This is a genomic window from Rummeliibacillus stabekisii, from assembly GCF_007988965.1.
In the GTDB taxonomy this organism is placed as follows: domain Bacteria; phylum Bacillota; class Bacilli; order Bacillales_A; family Planococcaceae; genus Rummeliibacillus; species Rummeliibacillus stabekisii.
The window spans coordinates 32,024-58,977 of record NZ_BJVD01000009.1; the positions used below are offsets into that span (position 1 = coordinate 32,024).

The window sequence follows — 26,954 nt, forward strand, 5'->3', positions numbered from 1 at the left end:
GAACCTCCCTCCGTGATTCCACCACGGCTCTATCATTGAACCGTAGTCTAATCACATTATTTTTTACGACGACGAATGATAAGTTTGTCGGAGTTGTTTTTCTTTTTACGAGTTTTGTAACCAAGTGCAGGTTTACCCCATGGAGTCATTGGAGACTTACGACCGATTGGAGATTTACCTTCACCACCACCGTGTGGGTGATCATTAGGGTTCATTACAGAACCACGTACAGTAGGACGTTTACCCATCCAACGAGTACGGCCTGCTTTACCAATGTTGATAAGCTCGTGTTGTTCATTGCCAACTTCACCGATTGTAGCACGGCAAGCAGCTAGGATCATACGAACTTCGCCAGATTGAAGACGAATGATTACGTATTTACCTTCTTTACCAAGGATTTGAGCAGATGTACCAGCAGAACGTACTAGTTGTCCACCTTTACCTGGTTTCATTTCGATGTTGTGAATTGTTGTACCCATTGGGATATTTGATAATGGTAGGGCGTTACCTACTTTAATATCAACATCAGGACCAGATACAATTGTCATTCCAACTACTAGACCTTTAGGTGCTAGGATATAACGTTTTTCACCATCAGCATAGTTAATTAATGCGATGTTTGCAGATCGGTTTGGATCATACTCGATAGTAGCAACGCGTCCTGGAATGCCATCTTTTGTACGTTTGAAATCGATGACACGGTATTGACGTTTGTGGCCACCACCATTATGACGAACAGTGATTTTACCTTGGTTATTACGACCAGCTTTGCGTTTAGTAGATTCTAACAATGATTTTTCTGGTTTGTTAGTTGTAATCTCAGCAAAGTCAGATGATGTCATGTTACGACGACCATTTGAGGTAGGCTTATACTTTTTAATCGCCATTTGTGTTCCCTCCTTCTTTAATGTTCATATTGAACGAATATTACATTTCGAATAATTCGATTTCGCCTTCAGACAATTTTACAATTGCTTTACGGCGTTTGTTAGTGTATCCACCGTGACGGCCAACACGTTTGAATTTACCTTTGTAATTCATAATGTTAACTTTTTCAACTTTAACGCCAAAGATTTCTTCTACAGCATCTTTGACTTCAGTTTTATTGGCACGAGTGTCAACTTCAAAAGTATATTTGTTTTCTGCCATTTGTTCTGAAGAACGCTCAGTAATGACAGGACGTTTTAAAACTTCACGTGCTTCCATTAACCAAGCACCTCCTCAACTTTTTTTACAGCAGCTTGAGTGAATACAACTTTATCGTGACCTACAAGATCAAGAACGTTGATTCCAGCTGCAGTTAGAACTGTTACACCTTGGATGTTACGAGCAGATAATGCTACGGTTTCATCTAAATCAGCAGTTACAAATAATGCTTTAGAGTTAATTGAAAGATCAGCTAAAACTTTAGCGAAATCTTTTGTTTTTGGCGCATCTAATTTCAATGCTTCTAGTACCACAAAGTTAGTTTCAGCAACTTTAGAAGATAGTGCTGATTTAAGAGCTAAACGACGAACTTTTTTAGGAAGTTTGTAGCTGTAGCTGCGAGGTGTTGGACCGAATACAGTACCACCGCCACGCCATTGTGGAGAACGGATAGAACCTTGACGAGCACGTCCAGTTCCTTTTTGGCGCCATGGTTTACGACCACCACCAGAAACTTCAGAGCGATTTTTTACTTTATGTGTACCTTGACGTAATGAAGCGCGTTGAGCGATAATCGCGTCAAATAATACTGATTGATTAGGTTCAATTCCGAAGATCGCATCGTTTAATTCGATTTCGCCTACAGAAGAACCTGTTTGACTAAGTACGTTAACTTTTGTCATTCCTGTTTCCTCCTTTCTTCGGAAAATTAGTTAGCTTTAATAGCAGATTTAACTGTTACTAATGCTTTACGAGAACCAGGAACATTACCTTTGATAAGTAGCAAGTTGCGTTCTGCATCAACTTTAACAATTGTTAAGTTTTGAATTGTAACTGTGTTGCCACCCATTTGACCAGGTAATTTTTTTTGTTTAAATACGCGGTTCGGAGCTACAGGACCCATTGAACCAGGACGACGGTGGTAACGAGAACCGTGGGCCATTGGACCACGAGATTGTCCGTGGCGTTTAATTACACCTTGGAAACCTTTACCTTTAGTAACACCTGTTACATCTACTACATCGCCTTCTGCGAAAATTTCAACTTTGACTTCTTGACCAACCTCGTACTCAGCTAAGTTTACATCGCGGATTTCGCGAATGAAGCGCTTAGGAGTAGTGTTTGCTTTTGCTACGTGTCCTTTTTCAGGTTTGTTTGAAAGCTTTTCGCGTTTATCATCGAAACCAATTTGGATTGCTTCGTAGCCATCTGTATCAACTGATTTCTTTTGAAGAACTACGTTTGGAGCAGCTTCAACAACAGTTACAGGGATTAAATCACCATTCTCAGCAAAAACTTGCGTCATACCGATTTTTCTACCTAAGATTCCTTTGGTCATTAGTCACACCTCCTGAGATAATTTAATTTAATATATTTTTTACCATTAAAGTTTGATTTCAATATCAACGCCTGATGGTAAATCTAATTTCATTAACGCATCCACAGTTTGTGGAGTTGGGTTAACGATATCGATTAGACGTTTATGAGTGCGCATTTCAAATTGCTCACGAGAATCTTTATACTTGTGAACAGCACGAAGAATTGTGTAAATGGATTTTTCAGTTGGAAGAGGTATCGGACCTGATACACTTGCACCTGAGCGTTTCGCAGTTTCAACAATTTTCTCAGCAGATTGATCAAGAATTCTGTGATCATATGCTTTCAAACGGATTCGAATCTTTTGTTTTGCCATTATTTTCCCTCCTTTTCGCCTATTTCCTAGACATTCTCCACGGAAATTTCCCACACACGCGCCATGGCAATGCGGCCGGGTGTGTCGGCAACCTCCCGCTTCATCGCAGTCAAAGACCAACATTAAATATTATACATAGATTTTCGTGAATAAGCAAGTGATTTCACGAATTTCTTTATATATTGTTTTGGAAAGTCTTCATATCTACTAAATCTTGTTTTGCACGTATTCCAGTATATTAAATTTCTCCTTGTTTGGCAATCGTTTTGTCCATAAGAATTCTTGCCAAATCATTGAAATACAAAAAAGCTACCCCGTGTGCACTCGGGATAGCTTAATAAATAAATTGTTTTCGAGAAACAATTATTTTTCGATAGATGAAACAACGCCTGAACCAACTGTACGGCCACCTTCGCGGATTGAGAAACGAGTACCGTCTTCGATAGCGATTGGGTGAATTAGTTCGATGTTCATTTTTGTGTTATCGCCAGGCATAACCATTTCAGTACCTTCTGGTAAAGTGATAACACCAGTTACGTCAGTTGTACGGAAATAGAATTGTGGGCGGTAGTTAGAGAAGAATGGAGTATGACGTCCACCTTCTTCTTTTGATAAAACGTAAACTTCAGCTGAGAATTTAGTGTGTGGAGTGATTGTGCCTGGTTTAGCCAATACTTGTCCACGTTGGATTTCTTCACGAGCAACACCACGTAGTAATGCACCGATGTTATCGCCAGCTTCAGCGTAGTCTAATAATTTACGGAACATTTCAACGCCAGTTACAGTTGTTTGTTTAGTTTCTTCTGCGATACCTACGATATCAACAACGTCACCAACTTTTACTTGACCGCGTTCTACACGACCAGTAGCAACTGTACCACGACCTGTGATAGAGAATACATCTTCGACAGGCATCATGAATGGTTTGTCAGTTTGACGTTCTGGAGTTGGGATGTATTCATCAACAGCGTTCATTAATTCAACAACGCGTTCTTCCCAATCTGCTTCGCCTTCAAGAGCTTTAAGAGCAGAACCTTTGATTACAGGAACATCATCGCCAGGGAAGTCATATTCAGATAATAGATCACGAACTTCCATTTCTACTAATTCAAGTAATTCTTCGTCGTCTACCATATCGCATTTGTTTAAGAATACTACGATGTAAGGTACACCTACGTTACGAGATAATAGGATGTGTTCACGAGTTTGTGGCATTGGACCATCAGCAGCAGATACTACAAGGATAGCGCCATCCATTTGAGCAGCACCAGTGATCATGTTTTTAACATAGTCAGCGTGTCCTGGGCAGTCAACGTGAGCATAGTGACGTTTTTCTGTTTCGTATTCGATGTGAGAAGTATTGATTGTGATACCGCGTTCTTTTTCTTCTGGAGCGTTATCGATTTGATCGTATGATTTAGCTTCTCCACCCATTTTTTTAGAAAGAACTGTAGCGATAGCAGCAGTTAAAGTTGTTTTACCATGGTCAACGTGTCCGATTGTACCAATGTTAGCATGCGTTTTAGAACGGTCGAATTTTTCTTTAGCCATTTTAAAATTGCCTCCTCAAGGTTATAAGTTTAGTTTATAGTTACGTATCTTCGGAGGCAGGGCCCTTGCTTCCTGAAGATGACATAGCTTACATGTTATTTATACTTTATATAAAGGTAAAATTCAATCAAAAATTACTTTGAAATTATGCACCTTTGTTTTGTTTGATAATTTCATCGCTAATTGATTTAGGAACTTCTTCATAATGGTCAAATACCATTGAGAATGTACCACGTCCTTGTGTAGCAGAACGTAGAGTTGTTGCGTAACCAAACATTTCAGCAAGTGGAACCATAGCGCGAACAACTTGAGCGTTACCGCGAGCTTCCATACCTTCAACGCGACCACGGCGAGAAGTGATGTTACCCATGATATCACCTAGGTATTCTTCAGGCATTACAACTTCCACTTTCATAACTGGTTCTAAAAGAACTGGGTTACATTTTGAAACTGCATTTTTAAGTGCCATTGAAGCAGCTACTTTAAATGCCATTTCATTTGAATCGACATCGTGGTAAGAACCATCAAATAGTTTTGCTTTGATATCGATCAATGGGAATCCAGCAAGGACACCATTTTCTAGAGAGTCGCGAAGACCTGCTTCAACTGCTGGAATGTATTCACGAGGAACTACACCACCAACGATTGCGTTTTCGAATTCGAAACCTTTACCTTCTTCGTTTGGTTGGAATTCGATCCATACGTGACCGAATTGTCCACGACCACCTGATTGACGTACAAATTTACCTTCAACTTGTGCGCCAGAACGGAATGTTTCACGGTAAGATACTTGTGGTGCACCAACGTTTGCTTCCACATGGAATTCACGTTTCATACGGTCCACAAGAATATCTAAGTGAAGTTCACCCATACCAGAGATGATTGTTTGACCAGTTTCTGTGTCAGTGTGAGCACGGAAAGTTGGATCTTCTTCTTGTAGTTTTTGTAAAGCTTGTCCCATTTTATCTTGGTCAGCTTTAGATTTTGGTTCTACAGAAAGTGAGATAACTGGTTCTGGGAATTCCATTGACTCTAAAATCACTAGTGATTTTTCGTCACATAGAGTATCACCAGTAGTAGTTGCTTTAAGACCTACAGCAGCTGCAATGTCTCCAGCGTATACTTTTGAGATTTCCTCACGAGAGTTAGCGTGCATTTGTAGGATACGACCTACGCGTTCACGTTTACCTTTTGTAGAGTTTTGTACGTATGATCCAGATTCTAAGATACCAGAATATACGCGGAAGAAAGTTAATTTACCAACATAAGGGTCAGTCATTACTTTGAATGCTAATGCAGAGAATGGTTCTTCATCAGATGAATGACGAACAATTTCTTCATCTCCATCGACTGATGTACCTTTAATTGCAGCAACGTCTGTTGGAGCAGGAAGGTAGTCGATTACAGCATCAAGCATTAATTGAACACCTTTGTTTTTGAATGCTGTACCACATGTTACTGGGTAGAACTCAACATTTAATGTAGCTTTACGGATAGCAGCTTTTAATTCTTCATTAGTGATTTCTTCACCAGCGAAGTATTTTTCCATTAAATCTTCATCAAGTTCAGCAACAGCTTCAATTAATTTTTCGCGGTATTCTTCAGCTTGAGCTTTGTGCTCTTCTGGAATTTCGCGAACTTCAGCGTTAGAACCGTCATCGCCTTCTTTGTAGAAAGTAGCTTTCATTTCAATTAGGTCGATAATAGCATTGAACTCATCTTCTGCACCGATTGGAAGCTGAATTGGATGAGCATTTGCTTGTAAACGTTCATGCAAAGTGTTTACTGAGTACAAGAAGTCAGCACCGATTTTATCCATTTTGTTGATAAATACGATACGTGGTACTCCGTAAGTTGTTGCTTGACGCCATACTGTTTCAGTTTGTGGTTCTACACCTGATTGAGCATCAAGTACAGTCACTGCACCGTCAAGTACACGTAAAGAACGTTCAACTTCTACAGTGAAGTCTACGTGTCCCGGAGTATCGATGATGTTTACGCGGTTGCCTTTCCATTGAGCTGTTGTAGCAGCAGAAGTGATAGTGATACCACGTTCTTGCTCTTGCTCCATCCAGTCCATTTGAGAAGCACCTTCATGAGTTTCACCGATTTTGTGAATCTTACCAGTGTAATAAAGGATACGCTCAGTTGTTGTTGTTTTACCAGCATCAATGTGAGCCATGATTCCGATATTACGAGTATTCTCAAGGGAGAACTCTCTAGTCATGCTGTCTTTCTCCTTCCATAATGGATTAAGGTTAGTTTGTGATTACCAACGATAGTGAGCGAATGCTTTGTTCGCTTCTGCCATTTTGTGCATATCTTCACGTTTTTTAACTGACGCACCAGTGTTGTTAGAAGCATCTAGAATTTCATTTGCTAAACGCTCTTCCATTGTTTTTTCGCCACGAAGACGAGAGTAGTTCACTAGGTAACGAAGACCTAAAGTTGTACGACGTTCTGGACGAACTTCAACTGGTACTTGATAGTTAGCACCACCGACACGGCGAGCACGAACTTCAAGAACTGGCATTACATTATTTAGAGCAGCATCAAATACTTCTAGTGGATCTTGACCAGAGCGTTCTTTTACTAATTCGAAAGCTCCGTATAAGATTTTTTGAGAAGTACCTCTTTTACCATCTACCATCATTTTATTGATTAAACGAGTTACTAGTTTTGAGTTATAAATTGGATCTGGTAACACGTCACGTTTGGAAACAGGACCTTTACGAGGCATTTGTTTTCCTCCTTTCATTAAAAAGCATAATTAGATTATTTTTTTTCTTTTGGTTTTTTAGCACCATATAGAGAACGAGATTGCATACGGCCGTTTACTGCAGCAGTATCCAAAGCACCACGTACGATGTGGTAACGTACCCCTGGTAAGTCTTTTACACGGCCGCCGCGGATTAGAACAACACTGTGTTCTTGCAAGTTGTGGCCTTCACCAGGAATGTAAGCATTAACTTCGATTTGGTTAGTTAAGCGAACACGAGCATATTTACGTAAAGCTGAGTTCGGTTTTTTCGGAGTCATTGTACCAACACGTGTACAAACACCGCGTTTTTGTGGTGAGTTTACATCAGTCAATGATTTTACAAAGCTGTTATAACCTTTGTTTAGAGCTGGTGATTTAGATTTTTTACTTTTGGATTGACGAGGCTTACGTACTAATTGGTTAATTGTAGGCATCGATTTTTCCTCCCTTCATACTGTTTCTTAATCCACACATCCAGGTGGTTCATTTTAAGGTAAAAAACAAAGCTTTTGCGTGATCATCGCAAAAACCAATATTCAGTGGTCGCACTATTGTTGCTCTATTATATTGCGTAGGCTCTACCAAGTCTTCTTTTCGAGTCTACCTATACAACGGGAATGCCAATTCTTTGTGCTATAAGCACCGCATGCGTGGCCATTCGATCGTCTGCATATGAGCAACGAAAACTTCGGTAATATACCCTTGCAATGCTGTACTGTTTTGTTTTCTTACCAATGATTGTTTGTTATCCTATGCATTTGTTCAATACAAGATCGATGAGTGCAACAGACAACCAACTATCAACCTAAAATATATTATCATCCATTGATCATATTGTCAACGAATTTATTAAAAAGATGAGGAGGAGGACTACCCCTCCCCTCATACTTTTAACTAATCTACTGCAAGTGTTTCTTCTTGTTCTTCTGTTTCGTTATCGGCCATTTTAATTTGACGGTAACGTTGCATACCTGTACCAGCAGGAACAAGTTTACCTAAGATAACATTTTCTTTCAGTCCAAGTAGTTCATCGCGTTTACCTTTGATTGCTGCATCTGTTAATACGCGAGTTGTTTCTTGGAATGAAGCTGCAGATAAGAATGATTCTGTTTCAAGAGAAGCTTTTGTAATACCCAAGATGACTGGTCGACATGTAGCTGGAATCTTACCTTCAACAATAGCTTCAGCATTTGCTTCTGCAAATTGGTGTACATCTAGCAATGTACCAGGAAGTAAGTCTGTTTCTCCAGCTTCAATAACACGTACTTTGCGAAGCATTTGGCGAACCATTACCTCTACGTGTTTATCACCAATTTCTACCCCTTGCATACGGTATACTTTTTGGACTTCTTTTAATAGATATTCTTCTACTGAAGAAACATCTGTAACTTTAAGTAATTCTTTCGGATCAATTGAACCCTCTGTTAATATTTGACCATGATACACATTTTCGTTCAATTGAACTTTTAGACGTGCATTATATGGAGCTAAATATTTACGTGTTTCAACTTTTCCTTGGACCGTAATTTCTTTTTGGCCTTCGCGAATTTCTTCAATCTCTGTTACAACACCAGCGATTTCAGTAATGACCGCTTGACCTTTTGGATTACGTGCTTCGAATATCTCTTGGATACGTGGAAGACCTTGTGTAATATCGGCACCGGCTACCCCACCTTGGTGGAATGTACGCATTGTTAACTGTGTACCAGGTTCACCGATTGATTGTGCAGCGATGATACCAACAGCCTCACCAACTTCAACTTTATCGCCTGTCGCTAAGTTCATACCGTAACATTTTTTACATACACCATGTTTGGTGTTACATGTGAAGGCAGAACGGATTGTTACCTCTTCAATGCCCACTTCTTCAATTAGGCGAGCAAGTTCAGCTGTAATCAATTCGTCGCGTGCTACAAGGACTTCGTTTGTTTCTGGGTGGCGAATTGTTTTCTTCGCATAACGTCCGATCATACGCTCTTCTAGTGTTTCAATAATCTCTGTGCCTTCTTTCAAAGCAGAGATTGCTAAACCTCTATCAGTACCGCAATCATCTTCACGAACAATAACATCTTGTGCTACGTCAACTAGACGGCGAGTAAGGTAACCTGAATCGGCTGTTTTTAGCGCTGTATCGGCAAGACCTTTACGTGCACCATGCGTAGAGATGAAGTACTCGAGTACTGTTAAACCTTCACGGAATGATGATTTAATCGGAAGTTCGATAATACGTCCGGCCGGATTGGCCATCAAACCACGCATACCAGCAAGCTGAGTAAAGTTAGATGCGTTACCACGGGCACCAGAGTCACTCATCATAAAGATTGGGTTCTCTGCTGGAAGGGAATCCATCAGTTTTGATTGAATTTCGTCTTTAGCAGCACTCCAGAAAGAAATAACGCGATCGTAGCGTTCTTCTTCTGTAATTAAACCGCGACGGAATTGTTTCATCACTTTATCCACTTGCTCTTGCGCTTTATGCAAGATCTCGTGTTTCCCTGGTAATACGATGATATCGGAAATACCAATTGAAATACCGGCTTTAGTAGAATACTTGAAGCCAAGATCTTTCATACGGTCAAGCATGACGGATGTTTCAGTAATATGGTATCTTGCAAATACTTCTGCAATAACATTACCTAAATACTTCTTCGTAAACGGCTTAACAAGTTCTTGTGAAGCGATATGTTCCTTCACATCTGTTGTCGTAGGAATAAAGTATTTGTCTGGTGTTGCATCATGCAAGTTTGTATTTGTTGGTTCATTAATATATGGGAATGAATTATCCAAGATTTCATTGAAGAAAACTTTCCCAGCAGTTGTAAGCAACAACATATTGTTTTGTTCTTCTGTAAATGTCTTGTTGTTTAAAGAAGATGCTTTAATTGCAATACGTGAGTGCAAGTGCACTTCGTTATTTTGATAAGCAATATTTAATTCTTCTGGTCCATAGAAGACAGAACCTTCACCAATAGCGCCTTTTCTTTCAAGTGTTAAGTAATAGTTCCCTAGTACCATATCTTGAGATGGCGTAACAACTGGTTTACCGTCTTTTGGATTTAGAATGTTTTGTGCTGCAAGCATTAGTAAACGAGCTTCCGCTTGTGCTTCTGCAGAAAGTGGAACGTGAACCGCCATTTGGTCACCATCGAAGTCAGCGTTGTAAGCTGTACATACTAATGGATGAAGACGGATAGCCTTCCCTTCGATAAGAGTTGGTTCAAATGCTTGAATACCAAGTCTGTGAAGAGTAGGAGCACGGTTTAGAAGTACTGGATGCTCTTTCATGATTTCTTCTAGAACATCCCAGATTTCTGGGTGCATACGTTCAATTTTACGTTTTGCAGATTTAATATTATGCGCAAGACCGCGTTCTACTAACTCTTTCATTACGAAAGGCTTGAACAATTCGATTGCCATACCTTTTGGAAGACCACATTGATACATTTTCAAAGATGGACCTACAACGATTACAGAACGGCCAGAGTAGTCAACACGTTTACCCAATAGGTTTTGACGGAAACGACCTTGTTTCCCTTTTAACATATGAGATAAAGATTTTAATGGACGGTTACCAGGTCCTGTAACAGGACGGCCACGACGGCCATTGTCTATAAGTGCATCGACAGCCTCTTGCAGCATACGTTTTTCGTTTTGAACAATAATGCCAGGCGCGCCTAGATCAAGAAGGCGTTTCAAACGGTTGTTACGGTTAATTACACGACGATATAAGTCATTTAAATCTGATGTAGCGAACCGTCCACCATCTAGTTGTACCATTGGGCGCAATTCAGGCGGGATTACAGGTAGCACATCTAGAATCATCCATTCAGGACGGTTGCCGGAATGGCGGAATGATTCTACCACTTCAAGACGTTTGATTGCTCTTGTGCGGCGTTGGCCTTGTGCTGTTTTAAGTTCTTCTTTTAATGCTTCTGTTTCTTTATCAAGATCAATTTCTGATAATAGTTGTTGAATTGCTTCAGCACCCATTGAAGCTACGAAAGTTTTACCGTATTTTTCGCGGTACGCACGGTATTCTTTTTCTGAAAGCAATTGTTTCTTTTCAAGTGGTGTATCTGCCGCTTCAATTACAACATATGATGCAAAATAGATTACTTCTTCAAGTGAACGTGGTGACATATCTAGGATAAGTCCCATACGGCTCGGGATTCCCTTGAAGTACCAGATGTGTGAGACAGGAGCAGCTAATTCGATATGCCCCATACGTTCGCGACGTACTTTAGCGCGAGTTACTTCTACTCCACAACGGTCACATACAACACCTTTGTAACGTACACGTTTGTATTTCCCGCAATGACATTCCCAGTCCTTTGTCGGTCCAAAGATACGTTCACAGAACAAACCGTCTTTTTCTGGTTTAAGTGTTCGATAGTTAATAGTTTCTGGTTTTTTGACTTCTCCATAAGACCATGAACGGATTTTATCGGGCGAAGCTAGACCAATCTTCATGTATTCAAAATTATTAACGTCTATCAAGGAGCCTACCTCCCTTTATTCTGAAGTCTTAAGTGACTTTCCATTAGCTCGGCGATATTTATTGGTAAAAGGGGATAAGGACAAGCCCGCAAACGGTCCTGTCCAGTATCCTGTAGTTATAAATATTTTTATTCTGCTGATCCTACTGATGCTTCTTCTTCTGTAGTCGAAGCAATATTGAATGAATCGTTTGGTTGAAGATCATCATCATCTTCAGTATCACGCAATTCGATTTCTTCATCATCGATAGTCAACATTTTCACGTCTAAACCTAAAGACTGAAGCTCTTTAATTAATACTTTGAAAGATTCCGGAACGCCTGCTTCAGGAACGCTTTCTCCTTTAACGATGGCTTCGTATGTTTTCACACGGCCCACAACGTCATCGGATTTAACTGTTAAGATTTCTTGAAGAGTATAAGCAGCGCCATACGCTTCAAGCGCCCATACTTCCATCTCACCGAAACGTTGTCCACCGAACTGTGCTTTACCGCCAAGTGGTTGTTGCGTAACAAGTGAGTAAGGGCCTGTTGAACGAGCGTGCAATTTATCGTCAACCATGTGAGCCAGTTTGATCATGTACATAACCCCAACTGAAACGCGGTTATCGAATGGTTCGCCTGTACGTCCATCATATAAAACAGTTTTACCGTCACGGTTCATGCCGGCTTCTTCCATTGTTCTCCAAACATCTTCGTCTGAAGCACCATCAAATACTGGTGTAGCCATGTACACGCCTAAATAGCGAGCTGCCATGCCTAGGTGAATCTCCAATACCTGTCCAATATTCATACGAGAAGGTACGCCTAGTGGATTTAACATGATATCTACTGGAGTGCCGTCTGGCAAGTATGGCATATCTTCTTCAGGCAAGATGCGAGAGATAACCCCTTTGTTACCATGACGACCGGCCATTTTATCCCCAACGCGGATTTTACGTTTTTGGACAATATAGACACGAACCATTTGGTTAACACCTGGAGATAGTTCATCGCCATCTTCACGATTGAAGACTTTGACATCTAGTACAATACCGCCTGCTCCATGTGGCACTTTAAGAGAAGTATCACGTACTTCACGCGCTTTTTCACCGAAGATTGCGTGTAATAGGCGTTCTTCTGCAGTTAGTTCTGTTACACCTTTAGGAGTAACTTTACCTACTAAGATATCGCCATCATTTACTTCCGCACCAATACGGATAATTCCTCGTTCGTCAAGATTGCGCAATGCCTCTTCACCGACATTCGGAATATCGCGAGTGATTTCTTCAGGTCCGAGCTTTGTATCACGAGCTTCTGATTCGTACTCTTCAATGTGTACAGATGTATACACATCATTTTTCACTAAACGTTCGTTCATGATAACAGCATCTTCATAGTTGTAACCGTTCCATGTCATGAATGCAACAACAACATTTCGTCCTAGTGCTAGCTCACCATTTTCCATAGATGGACCATCTGCTAAGATATCACGAGGTTGAACACGGTCACCGACTTTTACCAACGGGCGTTGGTTGATACTTGTTCCGTGGTTAGAACGAGTGAATTTTTGTAATTTATATTTTGTTAAATCGCCTTTAACTTCTTTACCGTCGATTTCTTCAATGCGACGCACATGAATAGTACGTGCTTCAACATGCTCGACAATACCAGGATATTTCGCAACTACTGCTGCGCCTGAGTCTCTAGCATCTACGTGTTCCATACCTGTTCCAACGAATGGAGCTTCAGGATTTAAAAGAGGAACAGCTTGGCGTTGCATGTTCGCACCCATTAGGGCACGGTTAGAGTCATCGTTTTCTAAGAATGGGATACAAGCTGTTGCAGCTGATACTACTTGTTTTGGTGAGACGTCCATGTAATCGACTGTATCACGTTTAAACACAGAGTTATCACCGCGGAAACGGCCAACAACTTCTTCCTCAACAAACGAACCATCTGGATTTAATGGAGAGTTTGCTTGCGCTACAACATAGTTATCTTCTTCATCGGCAGTTAAATAGTCGATGTGGCTTGTTAAACGACCTGTTTCAGGGTCTACGCGACGGTAAGGTGTTTCGATAAATCCGAATTTGTTTACTTTCGCATAACTAGATAGTGAGTTAATCAAACCAATGTTTGGACCCTCAGGTGTCTCAATCGGACACATACGGCCATAGTGAGAATAGTGAACATCACGCACTTCCATGCCAGCACGTTCACGCGTTAAACCACCAGGTCCTAAAGCGGATAGACGGCGTTTATGCGTAAGCTCAGCTAATGGATTTGTTTGGTCCATGAATTGTGACAATTGAGAGCTTCCGAAGAACTCTTTAATCGCCGCAATAACTGGGCGGATATTGATCAATTGTTGTGGCACTAGAGAAGCAGTGTCGTTAATTGACATACGCTCGCGCACCACTCGTTCCATACGGGAAAGACCAATACGGAATTGATTTTGCAACAATTCGCCTACAGAACGCAAACGACGGTTACCCAAATGGTCAATATCATCTGTATCACCTACACCATATAGCAAGTTAAAGAAGTAAGAAACAGATGCTACTACATCAGCAGGAGTAAGATGTTTAACTTCTTCATCGATATATGCGTTGCTGATCACTTTAATTTCTTTTTGTGATTCGTCATTTGGTGCATAGATCTTAATCTCTTGAATTTGGATATCACCTTCAAGGACACCGCCTACTTTTGATACGGTTTTAAAGCCTACACCATTTTCTAAATAAGGGATAAGGCGATCTAAAACGCGACGGTCGATTAATGTACCCGCTTCAACTAATATCTCGCCTGTTTCAGGATCTGCTAATGTTTGAGCGATCGTTTGGTTGAAAAGACGATTTTTGATATGAAGCTTTTTATTCATTTTATAGCGACCAACATTCGCTAAGTCATAGCGTTTTGGGTCGAAGAAACGAGAATACAACAGATTTTTTGCGCTTTCTACCGTTGGTGGTTCACCTGGACGAAGACGCTCATAGATTTCAAGCAATGCTTTTTCTGTGCTGTCTGTATTGTCCTTTTCCAACGTATTGCGTAAAAACTCATTGTCACCGATCAAATCGATAATCTCTTGATCAGATGCAAACCCTAGCGCGCGAAGCAATACCGTAATCGGTAATTTACGCGTACGGTCTATGCGGACGTATACAATGTCCTTTGCATCTGTTTCGTATTCAAGCCAAGCGCCACGGTTTGGAATAACTGTTGCACCAAAGCCTTTTTTACCGTTTTTATCTGTTTTATCGTGATAGTAAACACTTGGTGATCGTACTAATTGGGAAACAATGACGCGTTCAGCACCATTAATTACAAAAGTACCTGTATCCGTCATAAGCGGGAAGTCACCCATGAATACTTCTTGTTCTTTTACTTCTTCTGTTTCTTTGTTGAGTAGACGCACTTTAACTCGTAATGGAGCTGCATAAGTTACGTCACGTTGTTTACACTCGTCGACATCATATTTCGGTTCTCCGAGACTATAGTCGACGAATTCTAGTGATAAATTCCCTGTGAAGTCTTCAATTGGTGAAATATCATGAAACATTTCACGTAATCCTTCTTCAAGGAACCACTCGTTAGATGCAGTTTGAATCTCAATAAGATTCGGAAGTTCTAGCACCTCTTTAATACGCGCGAAGCTTCTACGCTTTCGGTGTTGTCCGTACTGAACTAGTTGACCTGTCAACTCATTCACCCCTCAATAAAGCGATAATAGGTCTTTCAGAAACCATATAAATGTTGTATGATAACGAAAGACAAAAAAGAAAATAAGTTCAAATATGAGCTCATTTCCGATTAACCAAATTCAAATTTGAAAGCTCTTGCTATTCACTTTTCAGCCAAAGGGCAAACGCCTTCAAATTAATATTTTTGCATTTTATTATAATATCATAGCGCATTTGTCAAGTCAATCTATAAGTTTTTATTTCCTCGCTTTGATAATCCAATAACCTTTTTTCTTCTCTACTATCTCCACTTTTGAGAATTTTAATTCCAAATAATCAAAAGTTGATGGAGCTCCTTGCTTTTTTTGTATCACTACCCACAACTCGCCTGAATCCGCCAACTTATCATACGCCTCATCATAGAATCTAAAAATAGTATTCTTACCAGCTCGTATAGGGGGATTCGTCAAAACAGCAGCGATTTTTCCGTTCGGAACAGATGAAAGTGCATCACTTTCATAAATTTGCACATTTTGAACCCCGTTCAATTCAGCGTTCTTTTTTGCTAAATTAACCGCCCGCTCATTTACATCCATCATTTCAACGATTCGGTCAGGATAACTTTTTGCAATCGACAATCCAATCGGGCCATAACCACACCCTACATCTAAAACATGCCCTTCAACATCAGGCATAACAAAACAATCAATTAATACACGGGAACCAAAATCTACTTCGCTTTTACTAAAAACTCCAGCATCTGTCTCAAAAGTAAATAAAAAACCTCGTAGTGTGTATTGCCATTTAGAAGGCTTGCTTTCTACTTGAGGATTTTTGGAATAATAATGTTCTGACAAGAAAAATACCCCCATCATGTAATGATAACGTAAAACTTCTAACAAACGGAGCTGTTCTTCTATCTGCTGATTGCTGTTCTAATCAGTAATTTCACGGGTAAATGCTCCAAACTTATACTCTATTAAAAGTCGGCACAAAAACTTTATGCCCATTAATTTGAGATAAAGAAAAAGCCCGCCAAATTGACGAGCTTTTACAATCAATCAGTAGAAATTATTTTACTTCTACAGATGCGCCAACTTCTTCAAGTTTAGCTTTGATTTCTTCAGCTTCTTCTTTAGAAGCGCCTTCTTTAAGAGCTTTAGGAGCGTTATCAACTACTTCTTTAGCTTCTTTAAGACCTAAACCAGTGATTTCACGAACCACTTTGATTACTTTAATTTTTTGATCGCCAGCAGAAGCTAAAACAACATCAAATTCTGTTTTTTCTTCTGCAGCTGCAGCGCCGCCACCAGCAACTGCTACAGGAGCAGCTGCAGTAACACCGAATTCTTCTTCGATTGCTTTTACTAAATCATTTAATTCAAGAACTGTCATAGCTTTGATTGCTTCTAAGATTTGCTCTTTATTCATTATATTTTCCTCCTATGTGGAATGTATTAGTTTTTTTGTTTTATGCAAGTGCATTTAAGCTGCACTTAAAATTAAGCGCCTTGCTCTTCTTTTTGTTCTGCAACAGCTTTTGTTGCAAGAGCGAAGTTGCGTACTGGAGCTTGAAGAACAGAAAGTAGCATAGATAGTAAACCTTCGCGTGATGGAAGTTCTGCCAATGCTTTAACTTCTGCAACGTCAGCGTAAGCACCTTCAATAAGGCCAGCTTTGATTTCTAATTGTTCGTTTTCTTTCGCGAAGTTATTAATGATACGTGCAGGCGCAACAACATCTTCATTAGAGAATGCGATTGCGTTCGGGCCTGTAAGAACTTCATTTAGATCTTCGTGGCCAGCTTCTACAGTAGCACGGCGAACTAAAGTATTTTTGTATACTTTAAATTCTACACCAGCTTCACGTAGTTGTTTACGTAGTTCAGTAACTTGAGCTACTGAAAGTCCGCGGTAGTCAACTACAACAACTGATGCTGCATTTTTAAACTTGTCAGCGATTTCTTGAACAACAGCTTGTTTCATTTCAACTGCTTTGTTCATATTGACACCTCCTATAAGAATGAGTCATTTATACCGACAAAAGAAAAGCCTCTTGCCATCAGTAGACAAGAGGCGGAATTTCATCATCTTTAAAACAAGAGTCTGAGTTCCTTTGCCCTCGGTAGGATCATTAAGCACTAGGCCCCTACGGTCTACGGTACAAATGGATAAATCACAACGTTATTCATCATAGCAAACGATCAATAGTTTGTCAATGAAAAAATACTATTTTACTGCAGTTGCTGTTAATGGATCAACTTTGATAGATGGTCCCATTGTAGTAGTTACATGAAGAGACTTGATGTAAGTACCTTTTGCTGCTGCAGGTTTTGCTTTAACGATTACATCAACAAGTGTTGAGAAGTTTTCAGCTAGTTTGTCAGCATCGAATGATACTTTACCGATTGGCGCATGTACGATACCAGCTTTGTCAGCACGGTATTCTACTTTACCAGCTTTAATTTCGTTAACTGCTTTTGTTACGTCGAATGTAACTGTGCCAGTTTTAGGGTTTGGCATTAAGCCTTTAGGTCCTAATACACGACCAAGTTTACCTACTTCACCCATCATGTCTGGAGTTGCAACGATTACATCGAAGTCGAACCAGCCTTGTTGGATTTTTTGGATATATTCAGCATCGCCAACATAGTCAGCACCAGCTGCTTCTGCTTCTTTGATTTTTTCGCCTTTAGCGAAAACTAATACACGTTGAGTTTTACCAGTACCGTTTGGAAGCACAACTGCGCCACGGATTTGTTGGTCGTTTTTACGAGTATCGATATTTAAGTTAAATGCCACTTCAACTGTTGCGTCAAAGTTAACAGTGCTTGTTTTTTTAGCAAGTTCAGTTGCTTCTGCAATTGTGTAAAGTTGATCACGATTTACAAGTTTAACTGCTTCTTGCATTTTTTTACCTTTTTTAGCCATTTTAAATTTCCTCCTTGATTGTGGTTGTAACGGATTAAACCTCCCACGAATAAAGGCTGCGTGTTTCAAATATGACTATAAGAAACAATCGCAACCTCAAAAACAATACTTTATCAAGTAATGGGATTAGTCTTCGATTACAATACCCATGCTACGTGCAGTACCTTCAACCATTGACATAGCAGCTTCTACTGATGCTGCGTTTAGGTCAGGCATTTTAGTTTCCGCGATTTCGCGTACTTTATCACGTTTCACAGTAGCAACTTTGTTGCGGTTTGGTTCACCAGAGCCTGATTGAATACCAGCCGCTACTTTAAGTAATACTGCTGCCGGTGGAGTTTTTGTAATGAAAGTGAATGAACGGTCTTCAAATACAGAAATCTCAACTGGGATGATTAATCCTGCTTGATCTGCAGTACGAGCATTGAATTCTTTACAGAATCCCATGATGTTAACACCTGCTTGACCCAATGCAGGACCTACCGGTGGTGCTGGGTTTGCTTTACCAGCTGGGATTTGAAGTTTTACAACTTTAATAACTTTTTTAGCCACGAGACACACCTCCTTAAGTCCGTGATGTGGTAATAGGGTTGCCCCTCCCACTCAATATTTGTCTGTCGGCTTAATCCGATAACATTAAAATTACTGATGCCTACTACGTATGGATAATTCCTATAGTATGACCTTTGAAATGATAACACTTTTTAAAATACAAGGCAAGTCCCTAGAGATTAAACTTTTAGAACTTGGTCAAAATCTAGCTCCATTTTTGTTTCGCGACCAAACATATCGATGGTTACGCTAATTTTTTCTTTGTCGCTAAGGATTTCGCCTACAATACCTTGGAAGTGGGCAAATGGTCCTTCTAAAACTTCTACTAAGTCTCCTACGTTGAAGTCTAGATCCACTTTACCTTCAGTTTCACCCATTTGTTTAAGAATAGCTTCTACTTCTTCCGGCAATAGTGGAGTTGGTTTTACACCACCGCCTGATGAACCGATAAAGCCAGTAACGCCTGGCGTATTTCGTACAACATACCAAGCATCGTCTGTCATGATCAATTCTACTAATACATAGCCAGGGAAAGTTTTGCGCATATACGTTTTTTTGCGGCCATCTTTTACTTCTGTTTCTTGTTCTTCTGGAATTACAACACGGAAGATTTTGTCTTGCATCCCCATTGTTTCAACACGTTTTTCAAGGTTTGCTTTGACTTTATTTTCATAACCTGAGTAAGTATGAACAACATACCAATTTTTCTCCATAATAGATAGGGCGATTGCCGCCCTTCCCTCCTTTTCTAAAAGGCAAATGAAAAAACCCGTTTCATATACGGGCTAATTCGAACATATTAATCTTATTAAATCACAATTCTAAGTACCAGCGCAATAATTTAGAAATACCTAAGTCAACTACCATAAAAAAGGCAGCCATAAATAGCAAAGTTGTCACGATGATGATTGTATACTTTGTTAATTCTTTGCGTTTTGGCCAACTTGTCTTTCGCATTTCCGATAGAACGCCGCTAAAAAATCCACCTATCTTGCCCATTCACCAAACCTCCGAATATAATCGTCTATCTACTAAATCGTATTATTTCGTTTGCTTATGTAATGTATGCTCATTACAATTTGAACAATATTTCTTAAGCTCCATTCGTATAGAATGATTCTTAGTTGCGGGTAAATGATAATTTCTAGAACCGCATTTTTCGCAGCTTAATGCTACTTTCTGCCCCATAGTCCTCACCTTTTTACACTTTAATCCCTTTAGAGAAGCCTATCACCTATCACAAATACTGTCAACTAACCTTTTAATCACTCAAAACTATACTTCTACTTCCAAATGGCGTTCGAGTTTGCGTTTAATTCGCTGCAAAGCATTATCAATTGATTTCACATGCCGGTCCAAACTCGCGGAAATCTCTTGATATGATCTGCCTTCTAAATATAGAGTTAATACTTGGCGTTCTAAGTCACTTAATACCTGTCCAATCTTTTCTTCTAAGCTATTAAACTCTTCTTGATGGATAATAAGTTTTTCCGGATCATCAATTGTTGCTCCTGAAAGCATATCCATAAGCGTTTTTGCTGATGATTCTTCTTCAAAAACAGGTTTATCCAGCGAAACATAAGAGTTCAGTGGTATATGCTTTTGGCGTGTAGCTGCTTTAATTGCTGTAATGATTTGGCGTCTGACACAGAGTTCTGCAAACGCCTTAAATGATGTGATTCTCTCGCCATTAAAATCTCTTACTGCTTTATAAAGCCCAATCATTCCTTCTTGCACAATATCTTCTTTATCAGCACCAATTAAAAAATAGGACTTTACTTTTAAACGCACTAAAGGTTTATACTTGCTGATTAAAAAATCTAATGCGTTTGAATCGGCATTGCATGCCATCTCGACTAATTGCTCATCCGAACAATCTTCAAGACGTATATGCTTCTCTTGCAAATGATCGCTTGTTACCAAAGTATCACCTCACCAGATGGCTATTTAGAACAAGTATAACGGAGGTGGAAATTATCAGTCAATCACTCAATTTATTTCCTCTTCGCATTTGTTCGAATTTTTCTAATACTTCTGCTGATAAAGGGATTTTAGAACTAGGCTTTTGTGTTTGGATTTTTTTTACTTTATGCGTTATTTGCATTTGGACTTCCTGCAGCTCAATTTCAAACTCACGCGCAGACTTTCGCAATGCGCCATTACCAAATGCGACGCTTTGCTCCGCCATATCAGACGTTGCCACATAAATCTTATTGCGTTTGGAAGTCAGCTCTGCCGTGAGTTTTTCAATGCGATCATCCGCCGTTTCCTTTGCCCTTGTATAGATCACTTCCACATCACTTTGTTTCAACTTTGTGGCAATGCCTGGTACAAGGTATGCATCAAAAACGACGATGACTCGCATCCCAGAATAGGCTTGATAGTCTGCCATTAACTCTATCAGTCGATCTCTTGCGTCTACAAGCTTATGTTCTTTTAAACGTTGAAGCTCTTTCCACGCACCGATAATGTTATAACCATCAACTAAGAGTATATTCATTCATGTCACCTAAATCTCATGGCGCTTGCGGTATACCTCGTACATCAAAAGAGAAGCAGCTACCGAAGCATTCAAAGAGGTAACATGACCCACCATCGGCAAGTGGTAAAGGAAATCGCATTTTTCTTTTAAGATACGACTCATTCCTTTTCCTTCACTACCGATAATGACAGCTAGAGGAAGAGTGGCATCCATTTTGCGATAATCAACAGAACCTTTGGCATCTGTCCCTGCAATCCATACACCGCGTTCTTTTAACTCTTCTACCGTTTGTGCTAAATTGTTGACGCGAACAGTAGGGATGTATTCAATGGCCCCTGTAGATGCTTTAGCAACTACAGCTGTCAAACTTACCGACCGGCGCTTTGGAATAATGATGCCATGTGCTCCTATCGCGTCCGCCGTCCGCATAATAGAGCCCAAATTATGAGGATCCTCAAGTTCGTCTAAAATAATAAAGAACGGATCTTCTTGGCGTTCTTTTGCCAATTGGAATAAATCATCAAGCTCTGCGTAATTGTATGCTGCAACAGATGCCACAATTCCCTGATGGTTTTCGGAAGATAGTTGATCAATCTTCTTTTTTGGAACAAACTGTACGATGATTCCTCGTTCTTTTGCCATACTTATCAATTCATTGATGCCGCTTTTTTTAACGCCTTCTGCAATCCATATTTTATTGATGTCTCTCGTTGAACGAAGAGCTTCTAAAACCGGATTTTTCCCGGCAATCATTTCTTTTGTTTGTTCAGTCACTTTTTCGCCACCTCTTCTCTCTTATTTTCGACTAATTGTATGGCATATTGAATAACTTGTTCTTGTCTTTCTTGCTGTTTCGTTAAATATAAAAAACCAAGAACCGCTTCAAAAGCGGAACTATAATGATACGTTTGTACATCTGTATTTTTGGGGACTGAGCCAGACTTGGCGTTGCGTCCCCTTTTTAATACAGCCATTTCTTCTTCTGTAAAAAATGCTTCATCCATCATTTGGCGAATGACCATCGCTTGTGCTTTAGCAGAAACATAATGCGTCGCTTCCCTGTGTAAAACATTTGGCTTTACTCGCCCAGTTTGTAGCAAGTGTTCACGGATGGCAATCTCTAAAACGGCGTCTCCCATATAAGCTAAAGCCAGCGCGTTCAGTTGTTTTACATCCGCCGTGCGCAGTTCTTTCACTTTTATTAACCTCGTTTCCATCGAACACCTTGGCGTGTATCTTCTAAAATAATATTCATTTCTTTCAATTGATCACGTATCTCATCAGCACGTTTAAAATCACGATCTTTACGTGCTTGTTGTCTTTCTTCAATCAGAGCATCAATTTCATCATCTACTAATTCCTCTTTCACCTCGAGCTCAAGGCCTAATACATGTGAAAGTTCAGATAGCGTATCAATAAAAGCAGATAATACTTCTTTATTAGTATTTTCTTGATTCAAGTACTTATTCGCTTCAGTTGATAAGCTGAATAAGGCAGCAATAGCATTAGCAGTATTGAAATCATCGTCCATAGCTGTTTCAAAATCCAGGCGTTGCTTTTTGATTTCATCCAAGTACGATGTATCGGCATCTTCTAGGTTCGCAGATACTTGCAACCGGTGTTTTAAATTCGTATAAGAAGTGCGTATACGTTCTAAGCCAGCAGCTGCTGCTTCTACTAAATCTTGAGCAAAGTTAATTGGATGACGATAGTGTACCGATAGCATAAAGAATCTTAAAACTTGTGGATCAATTTGCTGAATAATATCATGCACTAAGATAAAATTCCCTAGTGATTTTGACATTTTTTCGTTGTCAATATTGATATAGCCATTGTGCATCCAATATCTCGCGAATGTTTTGCCACTGTATGCTTCAGATTGGGCAATTTCATTTTCATGGTGCGGGAAGGTTAGATCCTGACCACCTGCATGGATGTCGATTGTATCACCAAAATGATTGTGCACCATTACTGAGCATTCAATATGCCATCCTGGACGTCCTTTGCCCCATGGACTTTCCCATGAGATCTCTCCCGGCTTCGCTGCTTTCCATAAAGCAAAATCCAAAGCATCTTCTTTTTTCTCACCCGCTTCAATGCGAGCGCCTACTTTTAAATCATCTACTGACTGGTGTGATAATTTGCCGTACCCTTCGAACTTACGAGTTCTGTAATAAACATCTCCCTGTGATTCATAGGCATAGCCTTTATCAACCAACACCTTAATAAAATCGATAATTTCATCCATATGTTCAGTTACACGTGGATGTGCATCCGCCTTTTGGCAGCCCAATGCAGTGATATCCTCAAAATAAGCGTTTATGAAACGTTCTGTTAGCTCAGGCACTTCTTCCCCTAATTCGTTGGCTGCTTTGATAATTTTATCGTCCACATCAGTAAAGTTAGAAACATATGTCACATCATATCCGCGATATGTTAAATAACGGCGCACTGTATCGTATACGATGACAGGACGTGAATTTCCGATGTGAATATAGTTATAAACGGTTGGACCGCATACATACATCTTAACCTTTCCTTCTTCAAGAGGGACAAATAATTCTTTTTCTCTTGTTAACGTGTTAAAAATTTGGATTCCCATAAAATACTATCTCTCCTTTTTGTTTTCTTCTTGTTCTAAAGCCGTTATTTTTTCTTCTATTTTCATTAATCGTTCTTCTACTGGATCAGGTATGTTTTGATGATCTAATTTTTGTTTATGGTTGACACGGACGCCATCCTGGATGACTACTTTGCCTGGAATCCCTACAACAGTGGCATTTGGTGGAACCTCTTTTAATACAACGGATCCTGCCCCGATTTTACTATTCTCTCCAATTGTAATCGAACCTAATACCTTTGCTCCTGTGGCCACTAGTACGTTGTCATGAAGTGTTGGGTGCCGTTTACCTTTTTCTTTCCCTGTACCACCCAATGTCACGCCTTGATAGATCGTCACATCATTGCCAATCTCGCAGGTTTCACCAATGACTACCCCCATACCATGGTCGATGAAGAAACGCCGGCCAATTTTTGCCCCTGGGTGAATTTCAATCCCCGTAAAGAAACGGCTAATCTGAGAAATCGCTCTTGCTAAAAAATAAAATTTGCGTTTATAAAAAGCATGGGCAATACGGTGAGACCATATAGCATGCAAGCCTGCATAGGTTAATACCACTTCCATTGTGCTTCGCGCTGCCGGGTCATTATCAAAAATCGTTTGAATGTCTTCTTTCATATTCTTAAACATGTAAATCCTCCCCCACAAATATCTAAGACATTTGGATTCAACAAAAAAGACGCCCCTGTCTAATGAAAGACAGAGACGCCTACTATGCGCGGTTCCACTCTGATTGGAAGCATACTCGCTTCCCGCTTGAACATCTTTTAACGGAGATTACCGGCTAAGTCTACTCTAGTGACTATTTCAACTTAACGCTCAGAGGTGCATTTCCGTAATTCATTGGCTCAGACCATTTTCAGCCGGTGATGGTCCTCTCTTATAGAGCATGAATTGCGTACTTCTCCTCTTCATCGCTTTTATATCATTTGTTAGCTTCATTTTACAATGTAGCGAAAAAAAATCAATCAAAATAAAAACCGATTAAAAATGATAAACCTATTTCATCCATTCTGCCCTACGACAGCATATGAATAAAAGTATTACTAAATGAATGCTTCGATCCGTTTAACAACAGTTTCTTTGCCCAGTAATGAAAGTGCATCATTTAGTTCTGGTCCATGCATTTCACCTGTAGTAGCTACACGAATTGGCATGAAAAGATTTTTGCCTTTATGGCCTGTTTCTTTCTGCACTGTTTTGATTGCTTTCTTAATGTCTGCAGGCTCAAATGATTCCAACTGTTGTAACTGTTCTTTGAACGCAGCCATTACTTCTGGTACTTGCTCTCCTGCAAGAACTTCTTTTTCTTCATCAGTATATGCAAGTTCCTCTGTGAAGAACATACGAGATAAATCAACAATTTCTGCTCCAAAGCTCATTTGCTCATGGTATAAACCAATCAACTTATTAGCCCACTCTTGTTGTTCCTCGGATAAGTTTTCAGGAAGAAGTCCTTCTTTTTGTAAGAATGGAAGGGTTAAAGCAACTACTTCTTCGCTATTCAACTTCTTCATGTATTGGTTATTCATCCATTTCAGTTTTTGTTTATCGAACATGGATGGTGATTTAGATAGACGTTTTTCATCGAACTTTTCGATAAGCTCTTCTTTTGTGAAGATCTCTTCTTCACCCTCTGGAGACCACCCTAAAAGAGCAAAGAAATTGAACATCGCTTCTGGCAGGTAGCCAAGATCTCTATATTGTTTCACAAACTGGATAATGGATTCATCACGCTTAGAAAGTTTTTTATGGTTTTCATTTACGATCAGCGTCATATGACCATAGTGAGGTGGTTCAAAACCAAATGCATTAAATATCATTAATTGCTTTGGTGTATTTGATAAATGCTCTTCCCCTCTAAATACATGTGTAATATCCATCATATGATCATCAAGAACTACTGCATAATTATATGTTGGGATGCCATTTGCTTTTACGATAACCCAATCGCCGATATCTTTTGATTCAAAAGAAATTTCTCCGCGAACTAAATCATCGAATTTATATACAACGTTTTCCGGCACTTTAAAACGGATTGTATAAGGTTCGCCCGCTTCTTCTTTTGCAGCTACTTCCTCTTTTGATAGATGTCTGCATTTTCCGTTATACATAGGAGCCGCAACGCCGCGCTCTTGCTGAGCTTCACGGTCTGCTTCTAATTCTTCTGAAGTACAGAAGCATTTATAAGCCATGCCCATATCAATTAGCTTATTTGCGTATTCTGTATAAATTTCTAAACGTTCCATTTGACGATATGGCGCATATGGACCACCAATATCAATTGATTCGTCGTACTCAATACCAAGCCATTTTAGGTTGTCTAATTGAGATGCTTCGCCACCCTCGATATTGCGGGCCACATCCGTATCTTCAATGCGGACAATAAAGTCTCCGTCGTGGTGTTTTGCATACAAAAAGTTAAATAAAGCTGTACGTGCGCCGCCAATATGTAAATGTCCAGTAGGGCTCGGTGCATAACGTACGCGAACTTTGTTAGTCATGTCTAAATCCTCCTATTAATCGTTCAAAAATTCAACTTTACCCATTTTACCACTGCTAGTATGAAAATTAAAGGAAGTCACTTTTTTATAAGCAAAATAGTTGCCATACTGGCAATTCCTTCTTCACGCCCTGTAAAGCCTAATTTTTCTGTTGTTGTAGCTTTGACATTTACTTGAGAAGGCTCTGCATGCAAAAGTTCCGCAATTCGATTTCTCATTTGCTCAATATAAGGCGCAAGTTTTGGCCGTTGCGCCATAATAGTGCAATCAACATTTCCTAAAGTATAACCCTTCGATTCTACAATCTCCCAAATGTATGAAAGCAATTTTGCAGAATCTGCATCCTTGAATGCTGGGTCAGTATCGGGGAAATGATGACCGATATCGCCTTCCCCAATCGCTCCTAATGCCGCATCCGTTACGGTATGCAATAATACATCCGCATCAGAGTGACCGATTAAGCCTTTACTATGAGGGATTGTAATACCGCCAATAATTAATGGGCGTCCTTCTTCAAATGCATGTACGTCAAAACCTTGTCCTATTCTAAACATG

The 26,954-nt window shown here is 39.8% G+C and carries 27 protein-coding genes and 2 other annotated features; all 27 genes read right to left on the reverse strand.

All coding sequences use genetic code 11. From position 1 onward, the window contains the following. Positions 1–56 precede the first annotated feature (56 nt). The 27 genes from rplB to ispF all read right to left on the reverse strand — a co-directional run bounded on the left by rplB (position 57) and on the right by ispF (position 26,953). Positions 57–887, reverse strand: coding sequence for a 50S ribosomal protein L2 (rplB, locus tag RST01_RS13025; protein ID WP_147197414.1), 831 nt, complete (start codon positions 885–887; stop codon positions 57–59). 40 nt (positions 888–927) lie between these two features. Then, positions 928–1,206, reverse strand: coding sequence for a 50S ribosomal protein L23 (gene rplW / locus RST01_RS13030; RefSeq protein ID WP_066790927.1), 279 nt, complete (start codon positions 1,204–1,206; stop codon positions 928–930). After that, positions 1,206–1,829, reverse strand: a complete 624-nt coding sequence (gene rplD, locus RST01_RS13035) for a 50S ribosomal protein L4 (protein WP_147197416.1) — start codon at positions 1,827–1,829, stop codon at positions 1,206–1,208. Before rplD ends, rplW begins: the two co-directional genes overlap by 1 nt. 26 nt (positions 1,830–1,855) lie before the next feature. Beyond that, complete coding sequence (rplC, locus tag RST01_RS13040) at positions 1,856–2,485, reverse strand: 50S ribosomal protein L3 (RefSeq protein ID WP_066790931.1); 630 nt, start codon at positions 2,483–2,485, stop codon at positions 1,856–1,858. A gap of 45 nt (positions 2,486–2,530) precedes the next feature. Next, complete coding sequence (gene rpsJ, locus RST01_RS13045) at positions 2,531–2,839, reverse strand: 30S ribosomal protein S10 (protein WP_066790933.1); 309 nt, start codon at positions 2,837–2,839, stop codon at positions 2,531–2,533. 363 nt (positions 2,840–3,202) lie between these two features. After that, positions 3,203–4,390 (reverse strand): elongation factor Tu, encoded by a 1,188-nt coding sequence (gene tuf, locus RST01_RS13050; protein ID WP_066790935.1) that lies wholly within the window; start codon positions 4,388–4,390, stop codon positions 3,203–3,205. 145 nt (positions 4,391–4,535) lie between these two features. After that, positions 4,536–6,617: an elongation factor G gene (fusA, locus tag RST01_RS13055; protein ID WP_147197418.1), complete on the reverse strand. Its 2,082-nt coding sequence runs from the start codon at positions 6,615–6,617 to the stop codon at positions 4,536–4,538. A 42-nt stretch (positions 6,618–6,659) separates the two neighbouring features. Further along, positions 6,660–7,130 carry a 30S ribosomal protein S7 gene (rpsG, locus tag RST01_RS13060; RefSeq protein WP_066790941.1) on the reverse strand — a complete coding sequence of 157 codons (471 nt, stop codon included), beginning with the start codon at positions 7,128–7,130 and terminating at the stop codon, positions 6,660–6,662. A 35-nt stretch (positions 7,131–7,165) separates the two neighbouring features. After that, positions 7,166–7,585: a 30S ribosomal protein S12 gene (gene rpsL / locus RST01_RS13065; RefSeq protein WP_066790943.1), complete on the reverse strand. Its 420-nt coding sequence runs from the start codon at positions 7,583–7,585 to the stop codon at positions 7,166–7,168. A 460-nt stretch (positions 7,586–8,045) separates the two neighbouring features. Next, a complete protein-coding gene (gene rpoC / locus RST01_RS13070) occupies positions 8,046–11,648 on the reverse strand; it encodes a DNA-directed RNA polymerase subunit beta' (protein WP_147197420.1) in 3,603 nt (1,200 codons plus the stop codon). A gap of 128 nt (positions 11,649–11,776) precedes the next feature. After that, positions 11,777–15,331, reverse strand: coding sequence for a DNA-directed RNA polymerase subunit beta (gene rpoB, locus RST01_RS13075; RefSeq protein WP_066790946.1), 3,555 nt, complete (start codon positions 15,329–15,331; stop codon positions 11,777–11,779). A 237-nt stretch (positions 15,332–15,568) separates the two neighbouring features. After that, the gene (locus RST01_RS13080; protein ID WP_147197422.1) at positions 15,569–16,168 is read right to left on the reverse strand and encodes a class I SAM-dependent methyltransferase; all 600 of its coding nucleotides are present in this window, start codon (positions 16,166–16,168) and stop codon (positions 15,569–15,571) included. A gap of 214 nt (positions 16,169–16,382) precedes the next feature. After that, a complete protein-coding gene (gene rplL, locus RST01_RS13085; protein ID WP_066790948.1) occupies positions 16,383–16,742 on the reverse strand; it encodes a 50S ribosomal protein L7/L12 in 360 nt (119 codons plus the stop codon). A 71-nt stretch (positions 16,743–16,813) separates the two neighbouring features. Next, a complete protein-coding gene (gene rplJ / locus RST01_RS13090; protein WP_066790951.1) occupies positions 16,814–17,314 on the reverse strand; it encodes a 50S ribosomal protein L10 in 501 nt (166 codons plus the stop codon). 32 nt (positions 17,315–17,346) lie between these two features. After that, positions 17,347–17,490 (reverse strand) — a sequence feature (ribosomal protein L10 leader region). Positions 17,491–17,539: 49 nt separating this feature from the next. Continuing rightward, on the reverse strand, positions 17,540–18,241 hold the full coding sequence (gene rplA / locus RST01_RS13095; RefSeq protein WP_066790953.1) for a 50S ribosomal protein L1: 702 nt from the start codon (positions 18,239–18,241) through the stop codon (positions 17,540–17,542). A gap of 126 nt (positions 18,242–18,367) precedes the next feature. Next, complete coding sequence (gene rplK / locus RST01_RS13100) at positions 18,368–18,793, reverse strand: 50S ribosomal protein L11 (RefSeq protein WP_066790954.1); 426 nt, start codon at positions 18,791–18,793, stop codon at positions 18,368–18,370. A 179-nt stretch (positions 18,794–18,972) separates the two neighbouring features. Beyond that, complete coding sequence (gene nusG / locus RST01_RS13105) at positions 18,973–19,506, reverse strand: transcription termination/antitermination protein NusG (RefSeq protein ID WP_066790956.1); 534 nt, start codon at positions 19,504–19,506, stop codon at positions 18,973–18,975. Between the two features lie 100 nt (positions 19,507–19,606). After that, a complete protein-coding gene (gene secE / locus RST01_RS13110; RefSeq protein ID WP_066790958.1) occupies positions 19,607–19,792 on the reverse strand; it encodes a preprotein translocase subunit SecE in 186 nt (61 codons plus the stop codon). 42 nt (positions 19,793–19,834) lie between these two features. Then, entirely contained in the window at positions 19,835–19,981 is a 147-nt protein-coding gene (rpmG, locus tag RST01_RS13115) for a 50S ribosomal protein L33 (protein ID WP_084246973.1), read from the reverse strand. A gap of 87 nt (positions 19,982–20,068) precedes the next feature. Continuing rightward, positions 20,069–20,716, reverse strand: a complete 648-nt coding sequence (sigH, locus tag RST01_RS13120; protein ID WP_066790960.1) for an RNA polymerase sporulation sigma factor SigH — start codon at positions 20,714–20,716, stop codon at positions 20,069–20,071. A gap of 58 nt (positions 20,717–20,774) precedes the next feature. Further along, positions 20,775–21,293, reverse strand: coding sequence for an NYN domain-containing protein (locus RST01_RS13125; protein ID WP_066790963.1), 519 nt, complete (start codon positions 21,291–21,293; stop codon positions 20,775–20,777). Positions 21,294–21,302: 9 nt separating this feature from the next. Further along, complete coding sequence (gene rlmB / locus RST01_RS13130; RefSeq protein ID WP_184117592.1) at positions 21,303–22,049, reverse strand: 23S rRNA (guanosine(2251)-2'-O)-methyltransferase RlmB; 747 nt, start codon at positions 22,047–22,049, stop codon at positions 21,303–21,305. Then, positions 22,046–22,471, reverse strand: a complete 426-nt coding sequence (locus tag RST01_RS13135) for a Mini-ribonuclease 3 (RefSeq protein ID WP_269465571.1) — start codon at positions 22,469–22,471, stop codon at positions 22,046–22,048. Before RST01_RS13135 ends, rlmB begins: the two co-directional genes overlap by 4 nt. A gap of 5 nt (positions 22,472–22,476) precedes the next feature. Further along, complete coding sequence (gene cysS, locus RST01_RS13140) at positions 22,477–23,877, reverse strand: cysteine--tRNA ligase (RefSeq protein ID WP_147197424.1); 1,401 nt, start codon at positions 23,875–23,877, stop codon at positions 22,477–22,479. A 6-nt stretch (positions 23,878–23,883) separates the two neighbouring features. Further along, the gene (gene cysE / locus RST01_RS13145) at positions 23,884–24,525 is read right to left on the reverse strand and encodes a serine O-acetyltransferase (protein WP_147197426.1); all 642 of its coding nucleotides are present in this window, start codon (positions 24,523–24,525) and stop codon (positions 23,884–23,886) included. A gap of 68 nt (positions 24,526–24,593) precedes the next feature. Further along, positions 24,594–24,819, reverse strand: a binding site (T-box leader). A gap of 122 nt (positions 24,820–24,941) precedes the next feature. Next, on the reverse strand, positions 24,942–26,399 hold the full coding sequence (gene gltX, locus RST01_RS13150; protein ID WP_147197428.1) for a glutamate--tRNA ligase: 1,458 nt from the start codon (positions 26,397–26,399) through the stop codon (positions 24,942–24,944). A gap of 77 nt (positions 26,400–26,476) precedes the next feature. Continuing rightward, on the reverse strand, positions 26,477–26,953 hold the full coding sequence (gene ispF / locus RST01_RS13155) for a 2-C-methyl-D-erythritol 2,4-cyclodiphosphate synthase (RefSeq protein WP_066790974.1): 477 nt from the start codon (positions 26,951–26,953) through the stop codon (positions 26,477–26,479). Position 26,954: the final 1 nt, after the last annotated feature.

Coding starts and splice junctions, on each gene's coding strand:
- rplB (WP_147197414.1), bottom strand. CDS start 887: ATGGCGATTAAAAAGTATAAGCCTACCTCAAATGGTCGTCGTAACATG.
- rplW (WP_066790927.1), bottom strand. CDS start 1,206: ATGGAAGCACGTGAAGTTTTAAAACGTCCTGTCATTACTGAGCGTTCT.
- rplD (WP_147197416.1), bottom strand. CDS start 1,829: ATGACAAAAGTTAACGTACTTAGTCAAACAGGTTCTTCTGTAGGCGAA.
- rplC (WP_066790931.1), bottom strand. CDS start 2,485: ATGACCAAAGGAATCTTAGGTAGAAAAATCGGTATGACGCAAGTTTTT.
- rpsJ (WP_066790933.1), bottom strand. CDS start 2,839: ATGGCAAAACAAAAGATTCGAATCCGTTTGAAAGCATATGATCACAGA.
- tuf (WP_066790935.1), bottom strand. CDS start 4,390: ATGGCTAAAGAAAAATTCGACCGTTCTAAAACGCATGCTAACATTGGT.
- fusA (WP_147197418.1), bottom strand. CDS start 6,617: ATGACTAGAGAGTTCTCCCTTGAGAATACTCGTAATATCGGAATCATG.
- rpsG (WP_066790941.1), bottom strand. CDS start 7,130: ATGCCTCGTAAAGGTCCTGTTTCCAAACGTGACGTGTTACCAGATCCA.
- rpsL (WP_066790943.1), bottom strand. CDS start 7,585: ATGCCTACAATTAACCAATTAGTACGTAAGCCTCGTCAATCCAAAAGT.
- rplL (WP_066790948.1), bottom strand. CDS start 16,742: ATGAATAAAGAGCAAATCTTAGAAGCAATCAAAGCTATGACAGTTCTT.
- rplJ (WP_066790951.1), bottom strand. CDS start 17,314: ATGAACAAAGCAGTTGAAATGAAACAAGCTGTTGTTCAAGAAATCGCT.
- rplA (WP_066790953.1), bottom strand. CDS start 18,241: ATGGCTAAAAAAGGTAAAAAAATGCAAGAAGCAGTTAAACTTGTAAAT.
- nusG (WP_066790956.1), bottom strand. CDS start 19,506: ATGGAGAAAAATTGGTATGTTGTTCATACTTACTCAGGTTATGAAAAT.
- secE (WP_066790958.1), bottom strand. CDS start 19,792: ATGGGCAAGATAGGTGGATTTTTTAGCGGCGTTCTATCGGAAATGCGA.
- rpmG (WP_084246973.1), bottom strand. CDS start 19,981: ATGGGGCAGAAAGTAGCATTAAGCTGCGAAAAATGCGGTTCTAGAAAT.
- RST01_RS13125 (WP_066790963.1), bottom strand. CDS start 21,293: ATGAATATACTCTTAGTTGATGGTTATAACATTATCGGTGCGTGGAAA.
- cysS (WP_147197424.1), bottom strand. CDS start 23,877: ATGGGAATCCAAATTTTTAACACGTTAACAAGAGAAAAAGAATTATTT.
- cysE (WP_147197426.1), bottom strand. CDS start 24,525: ATGTTTAAGAATATGAAAGAAGACATTCAAACGATTTTTGATAATGAC.
- gltX (WP_147197428.1), bottom strand. CDS start 26,399: ATGACTAACAAAGTTCGCGTACGTTATGCACCGAGCCCTACTGGACAT.
- ispF (WP_066790974.1), bottom strand. CDS start 26,953: ATGTTTAGAATAGGACAAGGTTTTGACGTACATGCATTTGAAGAAGGA.